Annotated in this window: 20 protein-coding genes and 1 pseudogene; 15 read left to right on the top strand and 6 right to left on the bottom strand. The window is 59.0% G+C overall.

Annotation, left to right across the window (positions count from 1 at the left end):
* Window positions 1-41: 41 nt before the first annotated feature.
* Entirely contained in the window at window positions 42-1,214 is a 1,173-nt protein-coding gene (locus tag IB245_RS15180; RefSeq protein WP_192227982.1) for a pyridoxal phosphate-dependent aminotransferase, read from the top strand.
* A complete protein-coding gene (gene sfsA / locus IB245_RS15175; RefSeq protein WP_192227981.1) occupies window positions 1,214-1,927 on the top strand; it encodes a DNA/RNA nuclease SfsA in 714 nt (237 codons plus the stop codon). Before IB245_RS15180 ends, sfsA begins: the two co-directional genes overlap by 1 nt.
* Here sfsA and IB245_RS15170 read toward each other — a convergent pair.
* Entirely contained in the window at window positions 1,924-2,241 is a 318-nt protein-coding gene (locus tag IB245_RS15170; RefSeq protein WP_192227980.1) for a Rieske (2Fe-2S) protein, read from the bottom strand. The two genes, sfsA and IB245_RS15170, sit on opposite strands and share 4 nt — an antisense overlap.
* A gap of 166 nt (window positions 2,242-2,407) precedes the next feature.
* Here IB245_RS15170 and IB245_RS15165 point away from each other — a divergent pair, with 166 nt between their 5' ends.
* The 4 genes from IB245_RS15165 to IB245_RS15150 are packed head-to-tail and all read left to right on the top strand — an operon-like array spanning window position 2,408 to window position 5,961.
* A complete protein-coding gene (locus IB245_RS15165) occupies window positions 2,408-3,280 on the top strand; it encodes a heme/hemin ABC transporter substrate-binding protein (RefSeq protein ID WP_192227979.1) in 873 nt (290 codons plus the stop codon).
* 50 nt (window positions 3,281-3,330) lie between these two features.
* Complete coding sequence (locus tag IB245_RS15160; protein WP_192228091.1) at window positions 3,331-4,314, top strand: FecCD family ABC transporter permease; 984 nt, start codon at window positions 3,331-3,333, stop codon at window positions 4,312-4,314.
* Complete coding sequence (locus tag IB245_RS15155) at window positions 4,314-5,081, top strand: heme ABC transporter ATP-binding protein (RefSeq protein ID WP_008036387.1); 768 nt, start codon at window positions 4,314-4,316, stop codon at window positions 5,079-5,081. The genes IB245_RS15160 and IB245_RS15155 overlap by 1 nt, the downstream gene beginning before the upstream one ends.
* A 22-nt stretch (window positions 5,082-5,103) precedes the next feature.
* On the top strand, window positions 5,104-5,961 hold the full coding sequence (locus IB245_RS15150) for a ChaN family lipoprotein (protein ID WP_192227978.1): 858 nt from the start codon (window positions 5,104-5,106) through the stop codon (window positions 5,959-5,961).
* A 361-nt stretch (window positions 5,962-6,322) separates the two neighbouring features.
* Here IB245_RS15150 and IB245_RS29085 read toward each other — a convergent pair.
* The 4 genes and pseudogenes from IB245_RS29085 to IB245_RS15135 form a co-directional block, all read right to left on the bottom strand.
* Window positions 6,323-6,442 (bottom strand): annotated as a pseudogene (locus tag IB245_RS29085) (cAMP-binding protein); the annotation flags it as partial.
* Between the two features lie 14 nt (window positions 6,443-6,456).
* Window positions 6,457-6,729, bottom strand: a complete 273-nt coding sequence (locus tag IB245_RS15145; RefSeq protein ID WP_007971093.1) for a TfoX/Sxy family protein — start codon at window positions 6,727-6,729, stop codon at window positions 6,457-6,459.
* 258 nt (window positions 6,730-6,987) lie between these two features.
* Window positions 6,988-7,332, bottom strand: a complete 345-nt coding sequence (locus tag IB245_RS15140) for a pentapeptide repeat-containing protein (RefSeq protein WP_008033166.1) — start codon at window positions 7,330-7,332, stop codon at window positions 6,988-6,990.
* A gap of 91 nt (window positions 7,333-7,423) precedes the next feature.
* On the bottom strand, window positions 7,424-8,980 hold the full coding sequence (locus IB245_RS15135; protein ID WP_192227977.1) for an AAA family ATPase: 1,557 nt from the start codon (window positions 8,978-8,980) through the stop codon (window positions 7,424-7,426).
* A 117-nt stretch (window positions 8,981-9,097) separates the two neighbouring features.
* Between IB245_RS15135 and mrcB the strand changes: the two genes are divergently transcribed.
* Genes mrcB through IB245_RS15120 form a run of 3 tightly spaced genes read left to right on the top strand, consistent with a single transcriptional unit; the run spans window position 9,098 to window position 12,508 of the window.
* The gene (gene mrcB, locus IB245_RS15130; protein ID WP_192227976.1) at window positions 9,098-11,422 is read left to right on the top strand and encodes a penicillin-binding protein 1B; all 2,325 of its coding nucleotides are present in this window, start codon (window positions 9,098-9,100) and stop codon (window positions 11,420-11,422) included.
* 16 nt (window positions 11,423-11,438) lie between these two features.
* Complete coding sequence (locus IB245_RS15125; RefSeq protein ID WP_192227975.1) at window positions 11,439-12,173, top strand: hypothetical protein; 735 nt, start codon at window positions 11,439-11,441, stop codon at window positions 12,171-12,173.
* Window positions 12,173-12,508, top strand: coding sequence for a YqcC family protein (locus IB245_RS15120; RefSeq protein ID WP_192227974.1), 336 nt, complete (start codon window positions 12,173-12,175; stop codon window positions 12,506-12,508). The genes IB245_RS15125 and IB245_RS15120 overlap by 1 nt, the downstream gene beginning before the upstream one ends.
* Window positions 12,509-12,616: 108 nt before the next feature.
* Here the strand turns inward: IB245_RS15120 and IB245_RS15115 are convergent, their stop codons facing one another.
* On the bottom strand, window positions 12,617-13,036 hold the full coding sequence (locus IB245_RS15115) for a DUF4124 domain-containing protein (RefSeq protein WP_192227973.1): 420 nt from the start codon (window positions 13,034-13,036) through the stop codon (window positions 12,617-12,619).
* Window positions 13,037-13,436: 400 nt separating this feature from the next.
* Between IB245_RS15115 and IB245_RS15110 the strand changes: the two genes are divergently transcribed.
* The 6 genes from IB245_RS15110 (at window position 13,437) to msrQ (ending at window position 19,411) form a co-directional block, all read left to right on the top strand.
* Entirely contained in the window at window positions 13,437-15,161 is a 1,725-nt protein-coding gene (locus IB245_RS15110; protein WP_192227972.1) for an acetolactate synthase 3 large subunit, read from the top strand.
* 2 nt (window positions 15,162-15,163) lie between these two features.
* Window positions 15,164-15,655, top strand: a complete 492-nt coding sequence (ilvN, locus tag IB245_RS15105; protein WP_003205610.1) for an acetolactate synthase small subunit — start codon at window positions 15,164-15,166, stop codon at window positions 15,653-15,655.
* A 48-nt stretch (window positions 15,656-15,703) separates the two neighbouring features.
* Window positions 15,704-16,720 (top strand): ketol-acid reductoisomerase, encoded by a 1,017-nt coding sequence (gene ilvC, locus IB245_RS15100; protein ID WP_003228216.1) that lies wholly within the window; start codon window positions 15,704-15,706, stop codon window positions 16,718-16,720.
* Between the two features lie 144 nt (window positions 16,721-16,864).
* Entirely contained in the window at window positions 16,865-17,719 is an 855-nt protein-coding gene (gene pssA / locus IB245_RS15095) for a CDP-diacylglycerol--serine O-phosphatidyltransferase (RefSeq protein ID WP_008033154.1), read from the top strand.
* Between the two features lie 58 nt (window positions 17,720-17,777).
* Complete coding sequence (msrP, locus tag IB245_RS15090) at window positions 17,778-18,791, top strand: protein-methionine-sulfoxide reductase catalytic subunit MsrP (RefSeq protein WP_192227971.1); 1,014 nt, start codon at window positions 17,778-17,780, stop codon at window positions 18,789-18,791.
* A complete protein-coding gene (gene msrQ / locus IB245_RS15085; protein ID WP_192227970.1) occupies window positions 18,791-19,411 on the top strand; it encodes a protein-methionine-sulfoxide reductase heme-binding subunit MsrQ in 621 nt (206 codons plus the stop codon). The genes msrP and msrQ overlap by 1 nt, the downstream gene beginning before the upstream one ends.
* The last annotated feature ends 168 nt before the right edge of the window (window positions 19,412-19,579 follow it).

Genomic DNA, 19,579 nt, shown 5'->3' with positions numbered 1-19,579 from the left:
TTGGGTAGAATCGGTTTTTTTACCCTGTTGAAGGAAGGCTCATGGCTCAGTCCTACAGTGCCCGCAGTCGCGCGATCGAACCGTTCCATGTCATGGCGCTGCTGGCGCGGGCCAATGAACTGCAAGCTGCCGGCCACGATGTGATCCACCTGGAAATCGGCGAACCGGATTTCACCACCGCCGAGCCGATCATCCAGGCCGGCCAGGCCGCGCTGACGGCGGGGAAAACCCGTTACACCGCCGCCCGTGGCATTCCCGAGCTGCGTGAGGCCATATCCAGCTTCTATCAGCAGCGTTACGGTTTGAACATCGATCCGCGGCGAATCCTCATCACCCCCGGCGGTTCCGGCGCGTTGCTGCTGGCCAGTGCGTTGCTGGTGGATCCGGGCAAACACTGGCTGCTGGCGGACCCGGGTTACCCCTGCAACCGGCATTTCCTGCGGTTGGTGGAAGGCGCGGCGCAGCTTGTTCCTGTCGGTCCGGAGGTGCGTTACCAGCTGACACCGGACTTGATCGACCGTCATTGGGATCACGACAGCGTCGGCGCGCTGGTGGCGTCGCCGGCCAACCCGACCGGGACCCTCCTGACCCGCGATGAGCTGGCGGGCCTGTCGACCGCGATCAAGGCGCGGCATGGTCATCTGGTGGTGGACGAGATCTATCACGGCCTGACTTACGGCACCGATGCCACCAGCGTGCTGGAAGTCGATGACAGCGCCTTCGTACTGAATAGTTTTTCAAAGTATTTCGGCATGACCGGCTGGCGACTCGGTTGGCTGGTGGCGCCGGAAGCGGCGGTCGGCGAACTGGAAAAACTCGCACAGAACCTCTACATCAGCGCCCCGAGCATGGCCCAGCATGCCGCACTGGCCTGTTTCGAGCCTGCGACCATCGCCATTCTTGAAGAGCGTCGCGCCGAGTTTGGTCGGCGCCGGGATTTCCTGCTGCCTGCATTACGAGAGTTGGGTTTCGGCATCGCCGTTGAGCCCGAAGGTGCATTCTATTTGTATGCCGATATCAGCAAGTTCGGCGGCGATGCCTTCGCATTCTGCCGGCATTTCCTTGAAACCGAGCACGTGGCGATTACGCCGGGCCTCGACTTCGGGCGTTTTCAGGCCGGCCACCACGTGCGATTTGCCTACACCCAAAGCCTTCCGCGTTTGCAGGAAGCGGTCGAACGCATCGCTCGCGGCTTGAAGAGCTGGCAAGGCTGATGCGGTTCAATCCTCCCCTCGAAGAAGGTCGACTGATCCGACGTTACAAGCGTTTTCTCGCCGATATCGAAACCGTTCACGGCGAGTTGCTGACCATTCACTGCCCGAACACTGGCTCGATGCTCAATTGTCAGGTGGAGGGCGGGCAGGTCTGGTTCAGTCGCTCCAATGATCCCAAGCGCAAATTACCCGGCACTTGGGAAATCGGCGAGACCCCTCAAGGTCGCTTGTTCTGCGTGAACACCGCGCGCGCCAACGGTTTGATTGAGGAAGCACTGCGGGGCGGCGTCATTGCTGAGCTCAACGGCTTCACTGAACTGAAACGCGAAGTGGCCTACGGGCAGGAGAACAGTCGCATCGACTTTCGCCTCGATTACCCGAGCGGGCCGGCGTATGTGGAAGTCAAAAGTGTCACGTTGGGCTTCGATGGCTCATCGGTGGCGGCGTTTCCCGATGCGGTCACCCAGCGTGGTGCCAAGCATTTGCGGGAACTGGCGCATCTGGCGCGGGATGGGATTCGTGCGGTGCAGTTGTATTGCGTGAACCTCACCGGCATCGATGCCGTGCGTCCTGCTGAGGAAATCGATTCGGCCTACGCGGCCGCTTTGCGAGAAGCGGTGGCGTGCGGTGTTGAAGTCCTGGCTTACGGCGTGCGGTTGACCCACGAGGAAATGCGGGTCGAGCGGCGTCTGGAGGTGTTGCTCAACGGTTAGAGGCTGACCCAGATTCCTTGAGCGTCTTCGCGACTTTCAACAGTGGTCAGGGATTGCCCGGCGCATGGGCCGGCGACGCACTCGCCGTCTTCGATCAGGAACAGTGCGCCGTGGGTGGCGCACTGGATCAGGCTGTTGCTGGGGTCGAGAAACCGGTCGGGTGTCCATTCCAGCCCGACGCCACGGTGCGGGCAACGGTTGATATACACGTAGACCTGATCGTTCCGGCGTACGGCGAATAGCTTCTCGCCGTCGATCTCGAAACCGCGGCTGCTGGACTCGGCCAGCTCAGCGCCTGCGCAAAGAAACTTCATGTCTATCCTCAAGTGCGGCGGCTCGTGACTGGATATGTCCGAGCTTGACGTTCAAATGCAAACAATTATCAAATGGCCGCTTCGCCCGTCGGGTGCAGGTGCCGGATGCCGAGGATACTTGGCCTGTCACTTCAATGCCTGGGAAAACCATTAAAGGAAGCTGTTTATGCGCCTGAGTACCCGCGTTGCTGCGCTCTGTGCCGGACTTCTCGTCAGCCACCACGCCGCAGCGGCCGAGTTGCCACAACGCTGGGTCAGTGCCGGTGGGGCCTTGTCGGAGTGGGTCAGCGCGCTCGGCGGCGAATCGAAACTGGTCGGTGTCGACACCACCAGCCAGCACCCGGAATCGCTCAAGGCGTTACCGAGCATCGGTTATCAGCGGCAGCTGTCGGCGGAGGGCATCTTGAGCTTACGCCCGCAGATCCTGGTCGGCACCGAAGAAATGGGGCCGCCGCCGGTGATTTCGCAGATTCGCACGGCGGGGGTGCAAGTCGAACTGTTTTCGGCTCAGCCTGATCTGCCGACGTTGCACGTGAACTTGCAGCAGTTGGGCAAATTGCTCGGCGCCGAGGACAAGGCTGCGCAACTGTTCCAGGGCTATCAACAGCAGCTCGATCAGCAAAAGGTTCGGGTCACCAATGCGCAGCTGACGCAGCCCTCACCGGGTGTGCTGGTGCTGCTCGGTCATGCGGGCGGCAAGCCTCTTATCGCTGGCAAGGACACCGCTGCTGATTGGCTGATCCAGAAGGCCGGTGGGCACAACCTGGCGACGCACACCGGTTACAAACCTTTTTCCAATGAATCCTTGATCAGCCTGGACCCCGAGGTGCTGGTGTTTGCCGACCGCGCATTGACCGGTGAAGCGGCGCGCGCAGCGCTGTTCAAGGAGAACCCGATTCTGTCTTCCACCCGCGCCGCCAAGGACGGGCGCGTCATGGAGCTCGATCCAACGCTGCTGGTGGGTGGGCTAGGCCCGCGATTGCCCGAGGCGTTGAAAAAAATCAGTGATGGTTTCTATCCCGGCACTGTTGCTCAATGACCGTCCTGGTAAAGCCCCGGGCGTTGTTCATCGGGCTGAGCCTGCTGTGTTTGCTGGCGATCTGGTTGTCGTTGGCGCTCGGGCCGGTGAGCCTGCCGTTGCTCGATACCTTGCGTGCAGCGTTACGCATGATCGGCCTGCCTTTTGCGCCTGACGGACTGGAGCAGGCTGAGCTGATCCTCGGGCAGATTCGCTTGCCGCGTACCTTGTTGGGATTGGCGGTGGGTGGTGTGCTGGCGTTGTCGGGTGTGGCGATGCAGGGCTTGTTTCGCAACCCATTGGCCGATCCGGGGTTAGTGGGCGTTTCCGGTGGCGCGGCATTGGGCGCGGCCATTGCAATTGTCGGCGGCTCGGCGTTTGGTGGATTGCCGGAATTCCTCGGGCCGTACCTTTTATCGCTGTGCGCGTTTCTCGGCGGGCTCGGCGTGACAGCGATGGTGTATCGACTGGGTCGGCGCAACGGGCAAACCGATGTCGCAACCATGCTGTTGGCGGGTCTCGCTTTGACGGCGCTGGCCGGCTCGATCGTGGGGCTGTTTACCTACCTGGCAGATGACACGACACTGCGAACGCTGACCTTTTGGAATCTGGGCAGTCTGAACGGTGCCAGTTATTCGCGACTCTGGCCGTTACTGTTGATCAGTGCCTGCGTGGCGCTGTGGTTGCCGCGTCGCGCCAAGGCGTTGAATGCGTTGTTGCTGGGCGAGTCGGAGGCCGGACACCTGGGCATCGACGTCGAAAAGCTCAAGCGTGAGTTGGTGCTTTGCACGGCGTTGGGTGTCGGCGCGGCGGTGGCAGCGGCGGGGATGATCGGCTTTGTCGGGCTGGTGGTGCCGCATCTGGTGCGTCTGCTGGCCGGTCCCGATCATCGGGTTTTGCTGCCGGCCTCGGTGCTGGCGGGCGCCAGTCTCCTGTTGTTCGCTGATCTGGTGGCGCGACTGGCCTTGGCGCCGGCGGAGCTGCCGATCGGAATCGTCACTGCGATGATCGGTGCGCCGGTCTTTCTTTATCTATTGCTGCGAGGGCGTGCCTGATGTTGCGAACGCAAAATCTGCACATCCGCCGAGGCCGCAAGATTGTCCTGATGGATATTACGCTTGAGCTCAAACCGGGAGAGGTCCTCGGCGTGTTGGGGCCTAACGGTGCGGGCAAAAGCACGTTGCTGGGCGCCTTGTGCGGCGAGTTGCAGGCTGATCACGCCAGCGTGTGGCTCGATGAGCGCGAGTTGCGTGACTGGACCGGCGCGCAACGAGCACAACGATTGGCGGTATTGCCACAAGTCTCGACCTTGAACTTCGCCTTTCGCGTCGAGGAAGTCGTCGGCATGGGGCGCTTGCCGCACCAGACCGGCCGGGTCCGCGATGACGAAATCGTCGCCGCCGCATTGCAGGCCGCCGATGCCGGGCATTTGAGTGGTCGCAGCTATCTGGCGTTGTCCGGCGGCGAACGTCAGCGCGTGCATCTGGCGCGGGTGCTGGCGCAACTCTGGCCGGGCGAGGCGGGGCAAACGCTGTTGCTCGACGAGCCGACTTCGATGCTTGATCCGCTGCATCAACACACCACCTTGCAAGCGGTGCGCGAGTTCGCAGATCGCGGCGCGTCCGTGTTGGTGATCCTGCATGATCTGAACCTGGCGGCGCGTTATTGTGATCGCCTGTTACTGCTCGAAGGCGGGCGGCCGGTCGCGCTCGATACCCCGGAGCAAGTGTTGCGTCCGGAACCGCTCAAGGCGGTATTCGGGCTGGACGTCTTGGTGCAGCAGCACCCGGAGCGTGGGCATCCGCTGATCATCGCCCGCTGAGTCATTGATAGAGGGTGTGGGTATGCGTGTGATGGTGATTCTGGCGGTGCTGATGCTGAGTGCTTGTCAGCATGTTTCGACGCCGCCGGTCACCGGCGAGATTCGCGACTTGCGCAGTGGTCAGACGCTGACGGCGCAGGAGCTGCTGGCGCGTCTGGCCAAGCCGTCGCGATTGATCGTGGGGGAACAGCATGACAATCGCGATCACCATGAACTGCAACGCTGGTTATTGCAGGCGCTGGGAGAACAGCGCCCGCAAGGCAGTCTGCTGTTGGAAATGCTCACGCCGGATCAACAGCTGCGCGTCGACGACATTCGCCACGCCTCGACGCTGCCCTCGGATTTGCCAGGTGCATTAGCCTGGCAACCTGGCTGGGACTGGAATCTGTATGGGCCGATCGTTCGTTTCGCCCTGGCCCAACCGTATCCGCTGCTGGCTGCCAATCTGGACACAGTCGAGGTGCGTGCTTTTTACGCCCGGCCGCCGACATTAAGCGGCGCTCGCTCCAATGCCACGTCGGTCAAGGATGAGTTGCTGGCACAGATCAGCGGTTCCCATTGCGGCCTGCTGCCCGAATCGCAAATGCCGGCGATGCTCGCCGTCCAGCAGCAACGTGACCGGCGCATGGCCGAGCGGCTGTTGGCTGCACCCACTCCTGCATTGCTGTTCGCCGGCGCTTACCACGCGCGAAAGGATGTCGGCGTGCCGATCCATGCACTTGATCTGGGAGCGCCCGAAGCGCCCGTGGTTTTAATGCTGGCGCAGCAGGGCGGCGAAGTCACAGCGGCGATGGCCGATTACGTCTGGTACACGCCTGCCACGCCAGCGCCGGATTACTGTGCAGAGATGCGCAAGGGCCAGCCAGAATCAAAACCCTAAACAACGGCAACAGATCCCCCTGTAGGAGCCGGCTTGCTGGCGATGGCGATGGTTCAGTCACTAAATGCGTTGACTGATACACCGCCATCGCCAGCAAGCCGGCTCCTACAGGGGATCGGTTTTGCCGGGGACTTTTTCACAGGCAAAAAAAGACCCGGCAAGAGCCGGGTCAAATAACCGTGATTAGCCTGATGAGGAGATATCTGAGAGTCCGAACCAAGGGCTTTTCAAATATCGACCAGTCTCGCGACCAGTTGTGATAATCATAGCGATTCTCATTACCAAGTCAACCGCTGATTTTTCATTTCCTCGAAAATTGTCAGTTTCTTGGCGAGAGGCCCCGTAATCATTGGGCTTCAGACTACATTCCTGATGAACTCAGCTGCGTGGTGTGCTTGTTCAGCAGGTCAATGCGTCGGTCCACGCTCTCGATCAGGCTGTAGGTGATCTTCGGATTGCTTTGAGTGAGGCTGAGAAACTCTCCTTCGCTCCCGTTCAATTCTTGTGGCGTGACGAGATCGCTTCCAACTGTTTATTCAGGGCTTCCTTGCGCTCGGCGGGGATGTCGTTCCAATGCACATCCATCAGCGCGCCTTCGATCGCATATAACAACACCTTGGATGCCCGGAACCCGCGCGTGCGCACAGCCCGATAGGCATCCACAGCCCCCAGGCGACGCAAGTCCGAGGCGCTGTGGATGCCCACGGCATGCAGCCACTGCGCCGATGTCTTGCCAAGATTCTTCAGGTGCTGCAGTTCATCATTCATCAAGCCTCCTTGCGACGGCCGAACGGTGCGTGGGCAAGCTTCTGAGGAGTGTAGCCATCAGTAGGAAAAGCGTGATTGTTTGGTCGGTTTCGGAGCAAATGCTTCTAAGAAGCGACTCCGATGTGCAGCGTAAAAATACGCGAGCAAGGTAGGAAAAGGCGGAAGGGCGTCAAGTTCTCTAGCTGAAAACACCCACAGTCCAGCGCAAGGCGGGGGGCGCCAAGGCTGAGCACTGGACATGTCAGTTATCGGTCGTTTTTAACGGGTTCGATAACGCAGGCGTGTACCGAAATTCATCGACATCAGAATTTCGTCGGCACTCAGCTCTCGTGGAAAGTAGGCGCCGGAGATCTGCGCGTGGGCCAGGCTTGCGCCTTCCAGGTTTGAGTTGCTGAAATCGATGCCGCGCAAGTCGGCAGAGCGGAAGTAAGCATCGGTAAAGTCGATGCCGTCGGCATTCAGTTCACGCAGGTCCAGGCCTCGGAAGTCACCACCGACCATGTCGATAGGTCCGTCTTTTGGACGTTCGTTGTTGAAACCTGTGATGTCGTCTTTGTGCAGTAAGGCATAAAGCGGGGTGTCGAGAAGTTTCGGCTGGCTCATGTCACATCACCTGTTGGTTTTATGACGCCAGTATAGTGCCACTATTTGACAGCCGTGAAGCCAGCGAAGGCTCCACGGCTGAAATACTTTCTTACAGGCCCGGCAGGCGTTGGCGAATTTGCGCAACGACGGTGTCGAGGGTCCCGCTTTCATTGGTCTGCACGCGTTTGCTGCACAGAATCTCTTCTGGCGTCAGGGCTTCACGATTGGCTTGCTGCACTTCGATAACGGCCAGATTGGCGTCGGATGGATCCTTTTTGTCTGCCTGGCGCAGGGCCAGCCAGCTTTCGATCACCGCTTGTGGCGCGTTGCAATCAAGGATCAGGAACGGCGCGCCGGTGGCTTCGGCAATTTTCGCCGCGCCGTCACGCTGGTCGCGCTTGAGGTAAGTGGCATCGACCACCACCGGGAAACCGGCGCGCAGGATGACCGCGGCGATTTCATGCAGGCGAGTGTAGGTTGCGGCGCTGGCGTCGGCGCTATAAATGCCGGCTTGCGGATCGTTGGCGACAGTTTGTTCGCCGAACAGGCGTTTGCGTTCGACGTCGGAGCGCAGGCGAATTGCGCCCAGCGCTTCCACCAGGCGCATGGCCACGTGGCTTTTGCCAACAGCGGAAACGCCGTGGGTGATGGCCATGAAGCGCGAAGGAATGGTGCTGTAGCTTTCCGCCAGGTTTGCATAGTTGCGGTACTGGCGCAGGGTCGTGGCGCGCTGCACCGGGTCGGCCTCGGCCGGCATGCTGAACAGGCTGACCTTGGCGCGAACCAGCGCACGGTAGGCTTTATAGAAGTTCAGCAGTTCCAGGCCCTGATAATCGCCGGTCAACTCCAGGTACTGGCTGATAAAGCGACGGGCCAGGCTCTTCAGGCCACGGTCTTCAAGGTCCATCGCCAGGAAACCGGTGTCGGCATAGACGTCGGTGAAGCGGAACGGCTCGTTGAATTCGATGCAGTCAAAGATCACGACCTTGCCATCGATCACGGTGGCGTTGCCCAGGTGGATGTCACCGTGACACTCGCGGATGAACCCCTCGGCCTTGCGCTGGGCAAACAGTGGCTTGAGGCGTTCGAAGCTGCTTTCGGCCCAGGCTTGCAAGGCATCGAGTTGCAGCAGGTCCGCCTTGTCACTCAGGAACGGGCGGATCTGCTCGAAGTTTTGCCGCACTGGCGCCATGACGCTGTCCGGCGTGCCGGCTTCGTGTTCCGCAGGCACCTTTGGTGCGGTGAGGTGGAATTGCGCAATCTGTGCGGCCATCTCGTCGATGTGCGCGGTGGTCAATTCGCCGTTGGCTTGCAGCGTGCTGAGCAGTTGGCTCTGTGGGAACTGACGCATTTTCAGCGCGTATTCGATGACCGGGCCGTCGCCGCCCAGTTGTGGCGCTTCGGCGCTGCCGGTAATTGGCAACACTTCGAGATACAAATCATTGGTCAGGCGCTGGTTCAGGCGCAGTTCTTCACCACAGAAATGCTCGCGGGCATCGAGGCTGGTGAAGTCGAGGAAGCCGAAGTTGACTGGCTTCTTCACTTTATAAGCGAAAGCGCCTGTGAGAATGACCCAGGAGATGTGGGTTTCGATGAGCTGAAACCCGTCTACCGGGTGCGGGTAGAGGGCCGGGTTTTGCAGGGCGGCGATCAGGGACTGGCTCACAGGCGTTCCTTCAGAGTCTGGGAAAATTCACGGCCGCCATTATGGCCGCAAGTCCGCCCGACGCAAACCTCGGCGGGCTCCTGTTGAGTATGAATAAAGTGCGTATAATCCGGCGCCATGACTCGTACTCGATCCCCCCGTACCCCCAAAAAACCACCTTCCAGGGGCCTGCGCCCTTGGCTGGGCTGGGCCCTTAAACTCAGTCTGGTCGGCCTTGTGGTGCTCGCCGGGTTCGCGGTTTACCTCGACGCTATTGTCCAGGAGAAGTTCTCCGGCAAGCGCTGGACTATCCCGGCCAAGGTGTATGCGCGCCCGCTCGAGCTGTTCACCGGCCAGAAGCTGAGCAAGGAAGACTTCCTCACCGAACTCGACGCCCTGGGCTATCGCCGCGAAAGCGTGAGCAACGGCCCCGGCGCAGCATCGGTCAACGGCAACACCGTTGACTTGAATACCCGTGGTTTCCAGTTCTATGAAGGCATGGAGAACGCCCAGCCCGTGCGCGTGCGCTTCTCCGGCGACTACGTGGCTGAACTTTCGGCGACCAACGGTTCGAAGCTTTCTGTGGTGCGGCTGGAACCGCTGCTGATCGGCGGGATTTATCCGAAGAATCTCGAAGACCGCATTCTGATCAACATCGATCAGGTGCCGCCGTATCTGCTGGAGACCCTGGTCGCTGTAGAAGACCGGGACTTCTATAGCCACTGGGGCGTGTCGCCGAAGTCGATTGTCCGCGCCATCTGGGTCAACACCTCTGGCGGCAAGATGACCCAGGGCGGTAGTACCCTGACGCAACAGTTGGTCAAGAACTTCTACCTGACCAGCGAACGCAGCCTGAGCCGCAAACTCACCGAAGCCATGATGGCGATGCTGCTTGAACTGCATTACGACAAGCGGGAGATTCTTGAGGCCTACCTCAATGAAGTGTTCGTCGGTCAGGATGGCCAGCGCGCGGTGCACGGTTTCGGCCTCGCCAGCCAGTTCTTCTTCGGGCAGCCGTTGTCCGAGCTGAAACTGCATCAAGTCGCGATGCTGGTGGGCATGGTCAAGGGACCGTCCTATTACAACCCGCGTCGCAATCCAGAGCGGGCGCTCGAGCGGCGCAACCTGGTGCTCGATGTGCTTGAGCAGCAAGGCGTCGCCACCGCCGAGCAGGTCGCTGCGGCGAAGAAAATGCCTTTGGGCGTGACGACGCGCGGCAAACTGGCCGACAGTTCGTTCCCTGGGTTTCTCGACCTGGTTAAACGTCAACTGCGCGAAGACTATCGCGACGAAGACTTGACCGAAGAAGGCCTGCGGATCTTCACCAGTTTCGATCCTATTTTGCAGATGAAAGCTGAAGCGTCGGTCAACGATACGTTCAAGCGCTTGTCCGGTCGCAAAGGCTCCGATGACGTTGAAGCAGCGATGGTCGTGACCAACCCGGAAACCGGTGAAGTCCAGGCCATGATCGGCAGTCGCCAGGCAAGCTTCGCCGGGTTCAACCGGGCGCTGGATGCTGTGCGACCGATCGGTTCGTTGATCAAGCCGGCGGTTTATCTGACAGCCCTTGAGAAACCTAGCCAGTACACGTTGACCAGTTGGCTGTCAGACGAATCCTTCTCGGTAAAAGGCGCGGACGGGCAGGTCTGGAAACCGCAAAACTATGATCGCCGCTCCCATGGCACTGTTTTCCTTTATCAGGGCCTGGCGCACTCCTACAACCTGTCGACCGCGCGTCTCGGGTTGGCGGTGGGCGTGCCGAATGTCTTGAAGACGCTGGCGCGCCTGGGGGTGAGTCGCGAGTTTCCGGCATTCCCGTCGATGCTGCTGGGTGCCGGCGGCATGACCCCGATCGAAGTGGCGACCATGTACCAGACCCTCGCAAACGGTGGCTTCAATACGCCGATGCGCGGGATTCGTAGCGTGCTGACGGCGGAAGGCGAGCCGCTCAAGCGGTATCCGTTCCAGATTCAGCAGCGTTTCGATCCGGCGTCCATTTACCTGATCCAGAGTGCCATGCAGCGGGTCATGCGCGAAGGCACCGGCAGTTCGGTTTACAACGTGTTACCGAAAACCCTGACGCTGGCGGGCAAGACCGGTACGAGTAACGATTCGCGAGACAGCTGGTTCGCCGGTTTCAGTCAGGACTTGCTGGCGGTGGTGTGGCTGGGGCGCGATGACAACGGCAAGACACCGTTTACCGGTGCCACTGGCGCGTTGCAGGTCTGGACCAGTTTCATGCGCAAGGCCGATCCGTTGCCGCTGGACATGCCGCAGCCGGATAATGTGGTTCAGGCTTGGGTCGATTCACGTACCGGACAAGGCTCTGATGCCAACTGCCCAGGCGCCGTGCAGATGCCGTATATTCGCGGCAGCGAACCGCCTCCCGGCGCTGCTTGTGGTGGCGAAAGCCCTATTAACGGTGAAACGGTGATGGATTGGGTCAAGGGCTGGATGAATTAAGCAAAGAGGGTTTCAAGTGAACAAATGGTTGATTCCAGCGGTTGCCGCCGTGGCTTTGCTCAGCGGTTGCTCCAGCGTACAGCGTGGTTCGATTCCGGTTGTGGATTCCGGCAGCGCCGTTTCCAACAGTGAACGTGTTTCGGCCAATGGCGGTTTTCGTCAAACAACGGTTAAACGTCCTGTGCAATCCCAGACCCAGGCGATCCCGCAAGGTGACACCGGCGTCGTGGTGATGGTGCCGGGTGGCGGTGCAGTTGCATCGGCACCGATCAGCACTTCGCCGATTACGCCAGGCCCGATCACTTCGGGTCCGATCGACACTTCGCCAGTCCAGTCGGCCCCGATCAATCAGGGCAGCTACAGCATGCCATCGACACCGAGCGGGATTCCTTCGTCGAGCGTCGGTGGCCTGTCAGCCGATGAACAACTGGACGGTCCGGTATTGGCGCTGCTGACCACTGCTCAGCAGCAACAGGCTGGCGGTGACCTCAACGGTGCTTCTTCCAGTCTGGAGCGCGCCCAGCGTGTTGCACCGCGTGAGCCGCAAGTGCTTTATCGTCTGGCGCAGGTTCGCATGGCCCAAGGTGATGCGGCACAAGCCGAGCAGTTCGCTCGTCGTGGTCTGACCCTCGCCAATGGGCGTCCGGCACTTCAGGCCAGTCTGTGGGAATTGATCGGTCAGGCACGTGATAAGCAGGGTGATTCCGCTGGCGCTGCACTGGCCCGTCAGAAGGCCAAGGTTTCGCTGTGATGGACGCACGCTTTCCGAAAATTGCCGAGCAGCTGCTGTTGATCGAGCGCGAGTTGCGGGTTCAGGGGTGGTGGGACGAGGTCTCGCCATCGGTTGAAGCGCTGTCCAGTGTCGAGCCGTTCTCGGTCGATACGCTGGATTTCGAGCAGTGGCTGCAATGGATCTTCCTGCCGCGCATGAAAGCGATCCTCGAGCAGGATTTGCCGCTGCCCAATGCCTCGGGCATTCAGGAGATGGCGGAAATGGTCTTCGCCGGCCGCAATGTCCAGGGCAAGGATCGGCAGTTGCAGGTTCTGCTCAAAGAGTTCGACCAACTGATCACCGCCTCCCGCTGACCCCGATTTCTTGTAGGAGCAGAGCTTGCTCGCGAAGGCGGCGTAACATTCAAAAGATATGTTGAATGTTACGCCGCCTTCGCGAGCAAGCTCTGCTCCTACAGGTATCTACTGGCAGTTTTCAGCGATCTGTCTTTGTGCTTCAGCAGTTCGATCCTGACGTTGCTCGTCGGTCAGGCGGCGCATCTCACCCTCGACATCCTCCCGTATCCGCGGATTGTTCTGCAGTTGAGCCAGGTTCGTCCGCGCCTGCTCGCAGAATACCTTTAGCTGCGCTTGCTGCTCGGCGACCTGTTTTTTAACGGTCTTATCGATGGCCTGTTGATCGCCAATGGCGTTACTGCGGGGCAGCGTAGCCGGCTTGTTCGCAGAGGAGGGCGTGACAACGGTCGTGGCTTGCCGGCCCTGGGGCGGTTGCGCATCGAAGTGGGTAACGCCTTGTTCATCGACCCACGTGTAAATCTGAGCGGCCATGCACAAAGGGCTGATGGCGATCAGCAAGCTGGCGGTCAGGAAAAACGTTCGCATGCCATTTCCTTGTATTGGGTTGCGCAATTGAAGCTAACACAGTTGCTGTTTAGCGGTTTTTTCTTGCTTTCTCATGTGCTTACTTCAATAAAGCACATTGACGACTTGACTTGCAGGGGACGAAACAGAAGAATCCAAAGTCCGCTGTAGAGGGACTGCCAGAAGCAGACCCACTCGGCAGATCATGAGGCGCACATCCGCGCCGACCTGTTACACCCGCAACGCGTTACCTCGCGCTGGGTGGGAAAGCCCCGCAACACTTGGGACGATCCCAATACTTGCTCAGTCAGTGCTGACGTAGTCGGCGACCACCGTCGCTCATGCTCTGCCGAGAAGTAAACCTATTAAGACCCGTCCTCTTGTATGTGGGCGGTATTCTGGCGTTTTAGAGGTGAACAACGTGGAGCTTTTATCTGGCGGTGAGATGCTCGTCCGCTTTTTGCGTGACGAAGGCGTCAAGTACATCTACGGGTACCCGGGTGGTGCTCTTCTTCATGTTTACGATGCCCTGTTCAAAGAACCGGAAGTGACCCACATCCTGGTTCGTCACGAGCAGGCTGCGACCCATATGGCTGACGGCTACGCCCGTGCCACCGGTAAAGCCGGTGTGGTGCTGGTGACCTCCGGCCCGGGCGCAACCAACGCCATTACCGGTATTGCCACGGCCTACATGGACTCCATTCCGATGGTGGTCATTTCCGGCCAGGTGCCTAGCAACATGGTTGGCACCGATGCGTTCCAGGAAACCGACATGATCGGTATCTCCCGGCCGATCGTGAAGCACAGCTTCATGATCAAGCACGCGTCGGAAATCCCGGAAGTCATGAAGAAAGCGTTCTACCTGGCGCAATCCGGTCGTCCTGGTCCGGTCGTTGTCGATATCCCGAAAGACATGACCAACCCGGCCGAGAAGTTCGAATACATCTTCCCGAAAAAAGCCAAGCTGCGTTCCTACAGCCCGGCCGTTCGCGGTCACTCCGGACAAATCCGCAAGGCAGCCGAAATGCTCCTGGCGGCCAAGCGCCCTGTGATGTACGCAGGCGGCGGTGTGATTCTTGGTGGTGGCTCCGCGCCGCTGACCGAGTTGGCGAAGATGCTCAACCTGCCAGTGACCAATACCCTGATGGGTCTGGGTGCCTACCCTGGCACCGACCGTCAGTTCATCGGCATGCTCGGCATGCACGGCAGCTACACCGCCAACCTGGCGATGCACCATGCTGACGTGATCCTCGCAGTCGGCGCACGCTTCGACGATCGTGTCATCAACGGCGCGTCGAAGTTCTGCCCGAATGCCAAGATCATTCACATCGACATCGACCCGGCTTCGATCTCCAAGACCATCAAGGCCGACGTGCCGATCGTTGGTCCGGTGGAAAGCGTCCTGACCGAAATGGTCGCGATCCTCAAGGAAATCGGCGAGACCCCGAACAAGGAGTCCGTTGCCAGCTGGTGGAAGCAAGTTGATGAGTGGCGCGGTGATCGCGGCCTGTTCCCTTACGACAAGGGCGACGGCAGTGTCATCAAGCCGCAGACCGTGATCGAAACCCTGTGCGAAGTGACCAAGGGCGATGCCTTTGTTGCCTCCGACGTGGGTCAGCACCAAATGTTCGCGGCGCAGTACTACAAGTTCAACAAGCCGAACCGCTGGATCAACTCCGGTGGCCTGGGCACCATGGGCTTCGGTTTCCCGGCGGCCATGGGTATCAAGTTGAGCTTTCCGGATGCCGACGTCGCCTGCGTAACGGGCGAGGGCAGTATCCAGATGAACATTCAGGAGCTGTCCACCTGTCTGCAATATGGCTTGCCGGTCAAAATCGTCATCCTGAACAACGGCGTTCTGGGTATGGTTCGTCAGTGGCAGGACATGAGCTACGGTAGCCGTCACTCGCACTCCTACATGGAATCGTTGCCTGACTTCGTCAAGCTGGCAGAGGCCTATGGCCATGTCGGCGTGCGCATCACCGACTCGAAAGATCTGAAGTCGCAGATGGAAGAAGCATTCGCCATGAAGGATCGCCTGGTGGTCATCGATATTGCTGTCGACACCAGCGAGCACGTCTATCCGATGCAGATCAAAGACGGCTCCATGCGCGATATGTGGCTGAGCAAGACGGAGCGTACTTAATCATGCGGCACATTATTTCCTTGCTTCTGGAAAACGAACCCGGTGCTCTGTCGCGTGTAGTCGGCCTGTTCTCGCAGCGCAACTACAACATCGAAAGCCTGACCGTGGCGCCAACCGAAGACCCGACCTTGTCGCGTCTGACGCTGACCACCGTTGGTCACGATGAGATCATCGAGCAGATCACCAAGAACCTGAACAAGCTGATCGAAGTGGTCAAACTGGTCGACCTGTCGGAAAGTGCTCACATCGAGCGCGAACTGATGCTGGTCAAGGTCAAGGCCACCGGCGCCCAGCGCGCCGAGATCAAGCGCACCACCGATATTTACCGTGGGCAGATCGTCGATGTCAGCGCTAGCGTGTATACCGTTCAATTGACCGGTACCAGCGACAAGCTCGACAGCTTCATTCAGTCCATCGGCACCGCGTCGATCCTGGAAACCGTCCGCAGCGGCGTAACCGGTATTGCTCGCGGCGACAAAGTACTCAGCATCTAAACCAAATTAGCGAATGGCCTGAACGGCCTGGATATATAGGGGAAATTCATGAAAGTTTTCTACGATAAAGACTGCGACCTGTCGATCATCCAGGGCAAGAAAGTTGCCATCATCGGTTACGGTTCCCAAGGCCACGCTCAAGCGTGCAACCTGAAAGACTCCGGCGTTGACGTCACTGTTGGCCTGCGTAAAGGTTCGGCGACCGTTGCCAAAGCCGAAGCTCACGGCCTGAAAGTGACCGACGTTGCTTCCGCTGTTGCGGCTGCCGACCTGGTCATGATCCTGACCCCGGACGAGTTCCAGTCCTCCCTGTACAAAAACGAAATCGAGCCGAACATCAAGAAAGGCGCCACCCTGGCCTTCTCCCACGGCTTCGCGATCCACTACAACCAGGTTGTTCCGCGCGCTGACCTCGACGTGATCATGATCGCGCCGAAAGCACCGGGCCACACCGTGCGTTCCGAGTTCGTCAAAGGCGGCGGTATCCCTGACCTGATCGCTATCTATCAGGATGCTTCCGGCAACGCCAAAAACGTTGCACTGTCCTACGCTGCCGGCGTTGGTGGCGGTCGTACCGGTATCATCGAAACCACTTTCAAGGACGAGACCGAAACCGACCTGTTCGGCGAACAAGCCGTTCTGTGCGGTGGTACCGTTGAACTGGTCAAAGCCGGTTTTGAAACCCTGGTTGAAGCTGGCTACGCGCCAGAAATGGCCTACTTCGAATGCCTGCACGAACTGAAACTGATCGTTGACCTCATGTACGAAGGCGGTATCGCCAACATGAACTACTCGATCTCCAACAACGCTGAATACGGCGAGTACGTGACTGGTCCGGAAGTGATCAACGCCGAATCCCGTCAGGCCATGCGCAACGCCCTGAAACGTATTCAGGACGGCGAATACGCCAAGATGTTCATCAGCGAAGGCGCAACCGGCTATCCTTCGATGACCGCCAAGCGTCGTAACAACGCCGCTCACGGTATCGAAATCATCGGCGAGCAACTGCGCTCCATGATGCCGTGGATCGGTGCCAACAAGATCGTCGACAAAGCCAAAAACTAAGTCGCACACTTGTACGGAAAACGCGGCCTAGGCCGCGTTTTTTCGTTTAGGAGGCCGGTTCTGGTATAAAGCTGCATCGTTTGTGGCCGAACCGTCGTCCCAGACACCTGTCGAAACTTTCCACCCCGTTGCAAGGTAATGTCCATGAGCGAACGTCCCGAAGAGCCAAACCAGGCTTCTGACGCCGAAAGCCTGCTGCCCATCGATGAACACGTCGAAGAAGGGCATGACGCTGAAGGCCGTAAAGTCCGGCATCGTGGTATCTATCTTCTGCCGAATCTGTTCACCACTGCGAACCTGTTCGCAGGGTTCTATTCCATCATCAATTCAATGAGTGCCCAGAGTGCCTTGAGTGCAGGTGATGCGATTGGCGCGAGCAAGTATTTTGCGTTTGCCGCGATCGCCATTTTTGTCGCCATGGTGCTCGACGGTCTCGACGGTCGCGTAGCCCGTATGACCAACACCCAGAGTGCTTTCGGTGCCGAGTACGACTCGCTGTCCGATATGGTCGCCTTCGGTGTCGCGCCGGCACTGTTGGCATTTGGTTGGGCCTTGGGCGATATGGGCAAGGTCGGCTGGATGGTCGCCTTTATTTATGTCGCTGGCGCTGCGTTGCGCCTGGCACGCTTCAACACGCAGGTGGGCACCGCCGACAAGCGCTACTTCATCGGCCTGGCCAGTCCGGCTGCGGCGGGTGTGGTTGCGGGTATTGTCTGGGCGTTCAGCGATTACGGCATTCAGGGTTCCAAGATGTCTTTCCTGGTAGCGCTGATGGTTGCGGCCGCCGGCATGCTGATGGTCAGCAACATCAAGTACAACAGCTTCAAGGAGCTGGACCTGAAAGGACGTGTACCTTTCGTGGCGATCCTTGCCGTGGTGCTGGTGTTTGCCGTCGTGTTCAGTGATCCGCCGCGCATCCTGCTGCTGGTTTTCCTCGCCTATGCAGCGTCTGGCCCGGTTCAATACCTGTTACGTCTTCGTCGGCACAAAAGCGTGTAATTTCCCTCATACTCCGCAGTCTATTGGTGCATCTGTCCTCCAATGCTGCGGAGTTGCCATGCTGATCAAAGTCCCCAAGTCATCCGACTGCCATGAGTCGGATGTCACGCCTGAATCCCTCTATCTATCTCGTCGTAATGTCTTGGGTGCCGCCGTTGCCGGCTTGGCTGTGAGCAGCTTGCCGCGTTGGGCTAGTGCTGACGATGCCGCGCGATACGCGGATGTCGAGGCGGGCAACGCGCCATCCTGGTTTGCCGAAAAACTCCCTTCTACCAAGTGGGGGGCGGTCACCGTCAAGGATGAGGCGATCACGCCGTTCAAGGATGCGACCCACTACAACAACTTCTATGAGTTCGGTACCGACAAGGGTGATCCGGCCGCCAACGCCGGTTCTCTGAAAACCGAACCGTGGAGCGTGGTGGTGGACGGGGAGGTGGGTAAGCCGGGGCGATATGCGCTGGAGGACTTCATGAAGCCTTATCAGCTGGAGGAGCGCATCTATCGTCTTCGCTGTGTAGAGGCCTGGTCGATGGTCATTCCATGGATCGGATTTCCCATCTCTGCGTTGCTCAATGTTGTTGAGCCAACCTCCAAGGCAAAATTCATTCGCTTCGAAACGCTGCAGGACCCTAAGACCATGCCAGGGCAGCGCTCTGGTTTTGCCCTGATCGACTGGCCCTATGTAGAAGGGCTGCGTCTGGACGAGGCGATGAATCCGTTGGCGATTCTTGCAGTGGGCATGTACGGGCGTGAGTTGCCTAACCAGAACGGCGCGCCTCTGCGCCTGGTGGTGCCGTGGAAGTACGGCTTCAAGAGCGTCAAATCCATCGTGCGGATCAGTCTGGTCAGCGAGCAACCGAAAACCACCTGGCAAAGCATTGCTGCGGACGAGTACGGCTTCTATGCCAACGTAAATCCGACAGTCGATCATCCGCGCTGGACGCAGGCTCGGGAGCGGCGGCTGCCAAGCGGTCTGTTCAAGCCCAATGTGCGTGACACGCAGATGTTCAACGGCTACTCGGACGAAGTTGCTTCTCTATATACAGGGCTCGATCTGCGGAAGAACTACTGATGCGATATCCGTTCTGGCGAGTGAGTGTCTTCATCGCTGCTGCGGTATGGCCGCTGCTCTGGCTCTATCAGGCTTGGGCGGATGTGCTGGGGCCGGATCCCGGCAAGGTGCTGGTTGATCGGTTGGGGTTGGGGACGCTTGTACTGCTGCTTATTACATTGAGCTTCACGCCGTTGCTGAAGCTCACCGGTTGGGCGGGGTGGATTGCTGTCCGACGGCAGCTGGGTTTGTGGTGCTTCGCTTATGTAGTTCTCCATCTGAGTGGCTATATAGCGTTCATTCTTGGCTTTGATTGGTCGCAGCTGGGTGTCGAGTTGCGCAAGCGGCCGTACATTATTGTCGGTGTGCTGGGGTTCCTTTGTTTGCTGGCGTTGGCGATAACCTCCAACCGCTACAGTCAACGTCGGCTGGGGGCTGGCTGGAAGAAGCTGCATCGACTGGCTTATGGTGTTCTCGGTCTTGGCTTGCTGCATATGTTGTGGATCGTGCGTGCCGATCTGAAGGAGTGGGCTGTCTATGCCTCTATAGGCGCACTGCTATTGGTGTTGCGGTTACCGCCTGTCGCTCGTCGAATTCCGCGTTTAATAGCTAAAAAGACACCTTCTGAAAGAAAAGCATAATTAGGTGTTGACGGCAGATTCTGGAAGTCTATAATTCGCCCCACTTCCGGCGCAGTCGAAACGGAAAACTCCTTGGTAAACAATGAGTTACGCAGTTTTCGACAGCGAGTTGCTTCAGCTCATCGAAGCCCAGAAGGAGTTGAAAGAGCGGTGTTGTTTGGCTCTTTT

The organism is Pseudomonas sp. PDM02 (assembly GCF_014852285.1).
GTDB lineage: Bacteria > Pseudomonadota > Gammaproteobacteria > Pseudomonadales > Pseudomonadaceae > Aquipseudomonas > Aquipseudomonas migulae.
The sequence above is the reverse complement of the archived record's forward strand: the minus strand, read 5'-3'. Positions and strand labels throughout refer to the sequence as shown.

Coding starts and splice junctions, on each gene's coding strand:
- ilvN (WP_003205610.1), top strand. CDS start 15,164: ATGCGGCACATTATTTCCTTGCTTCTGGAAAACGAACCCGGTGCTCTG.
- IB245_RS15140 (WP_008033166.1), bottom strand. CDS start 7,332: ATGAGCCAGCCGAAACTTCTCGACACCCCGCTTTATGCCTTACTGCAC.
- mrcB (WP_192227976.1), top strand. CDS start 9,098: ATGACTCGTACTCGATCCCCCCGTACCCCCAAAAAACCACCTTCCAGG.
- pssA (WP_008033154.1), top strand. CDS start 16,865: ATGAGCGAACGTCCCGAAGAGCCAAACCAGGCTTCTGACGCCGAAAGC.
- IB245_RS15150 (WP_192227978.1), top strand. CDS start 5,104: ATGCGTGTGATGGTGATTCTGGCGGTGCTGATGCTGAGTGCTTGTCAG.
- IB245_RS15170 (WP_192227980.1), bottom strand. CDS start 2,241: ATGAAGTTTCTTTGCGCAGGCGCTGAGCTGGCCGAGTCCAGCAGCCGC.
- IB245_RS15115 (WP_192227973.1), bottom strand. CDS start 13,036: ATGCGAACGTTTTTCCTGACCGCCAGCTTGCTGATCGCCATCAGCCCT.
- IB245_RS15155 (WP_008036387.1), top strand. CDS start 4,314: ATGTTGCGAACGCAAAATCTGCACATCCGCCGAGGCCGCAAGATTGTC.
- msrQ (WP_192227970.1), top strand. CDS start 18,791: ATGCGATATCCGTTCTGGCGAGTGAGTGTCTTCATCGCTGCTGCGGTA.
- IB245_RS15145 (WP_007971093.1), bottom strand. CDS start 6,729: ATGAATGATGAACTGCAGCACCTGAAGAATCTTGGCAAGACATCGGCG.
- msrP (WP_192227971.1), top strand. CDS start 17,778: ATGCTGATCAAAGTCCCCAAGTCATCCGACTGCCATGAGTCGGATGTC.
- IB245_RS15180 (WP_192227982.1), top strand. CDS start 42: ATGGCTCAGTCCTACAGTGCCCGCAGTCGCGCGATCGAACCGTTCCAT.
- IB245_RS15165 (WP_192227979.1), top strand. CDS start 2,408: ATGCGCCTGAGTACCCGCGTTGCTGCGCTCTGTGCCGGACTTCTCGTC.
- ilvC (WP_003228216.1), top strand. CDS start 15,704: ATGAAAGTTTTCTACGATAAAGACTGCGACCTGTCGATCATCCAGGGC.
- IB245_RS15120 (WP_192227974.1), top strand. CDS start 12,173: ATGGACGCACGCTTTCCGAAAATTGCCGAGCAGCTGCTGTTGATCGAG.
- sfsA (WP_192227981.1), top strand. CDS start 1,214: ATGCGGTTCAATCCTCCCCTCGAAGAAGGTCGACTGATCCGACGTTAC.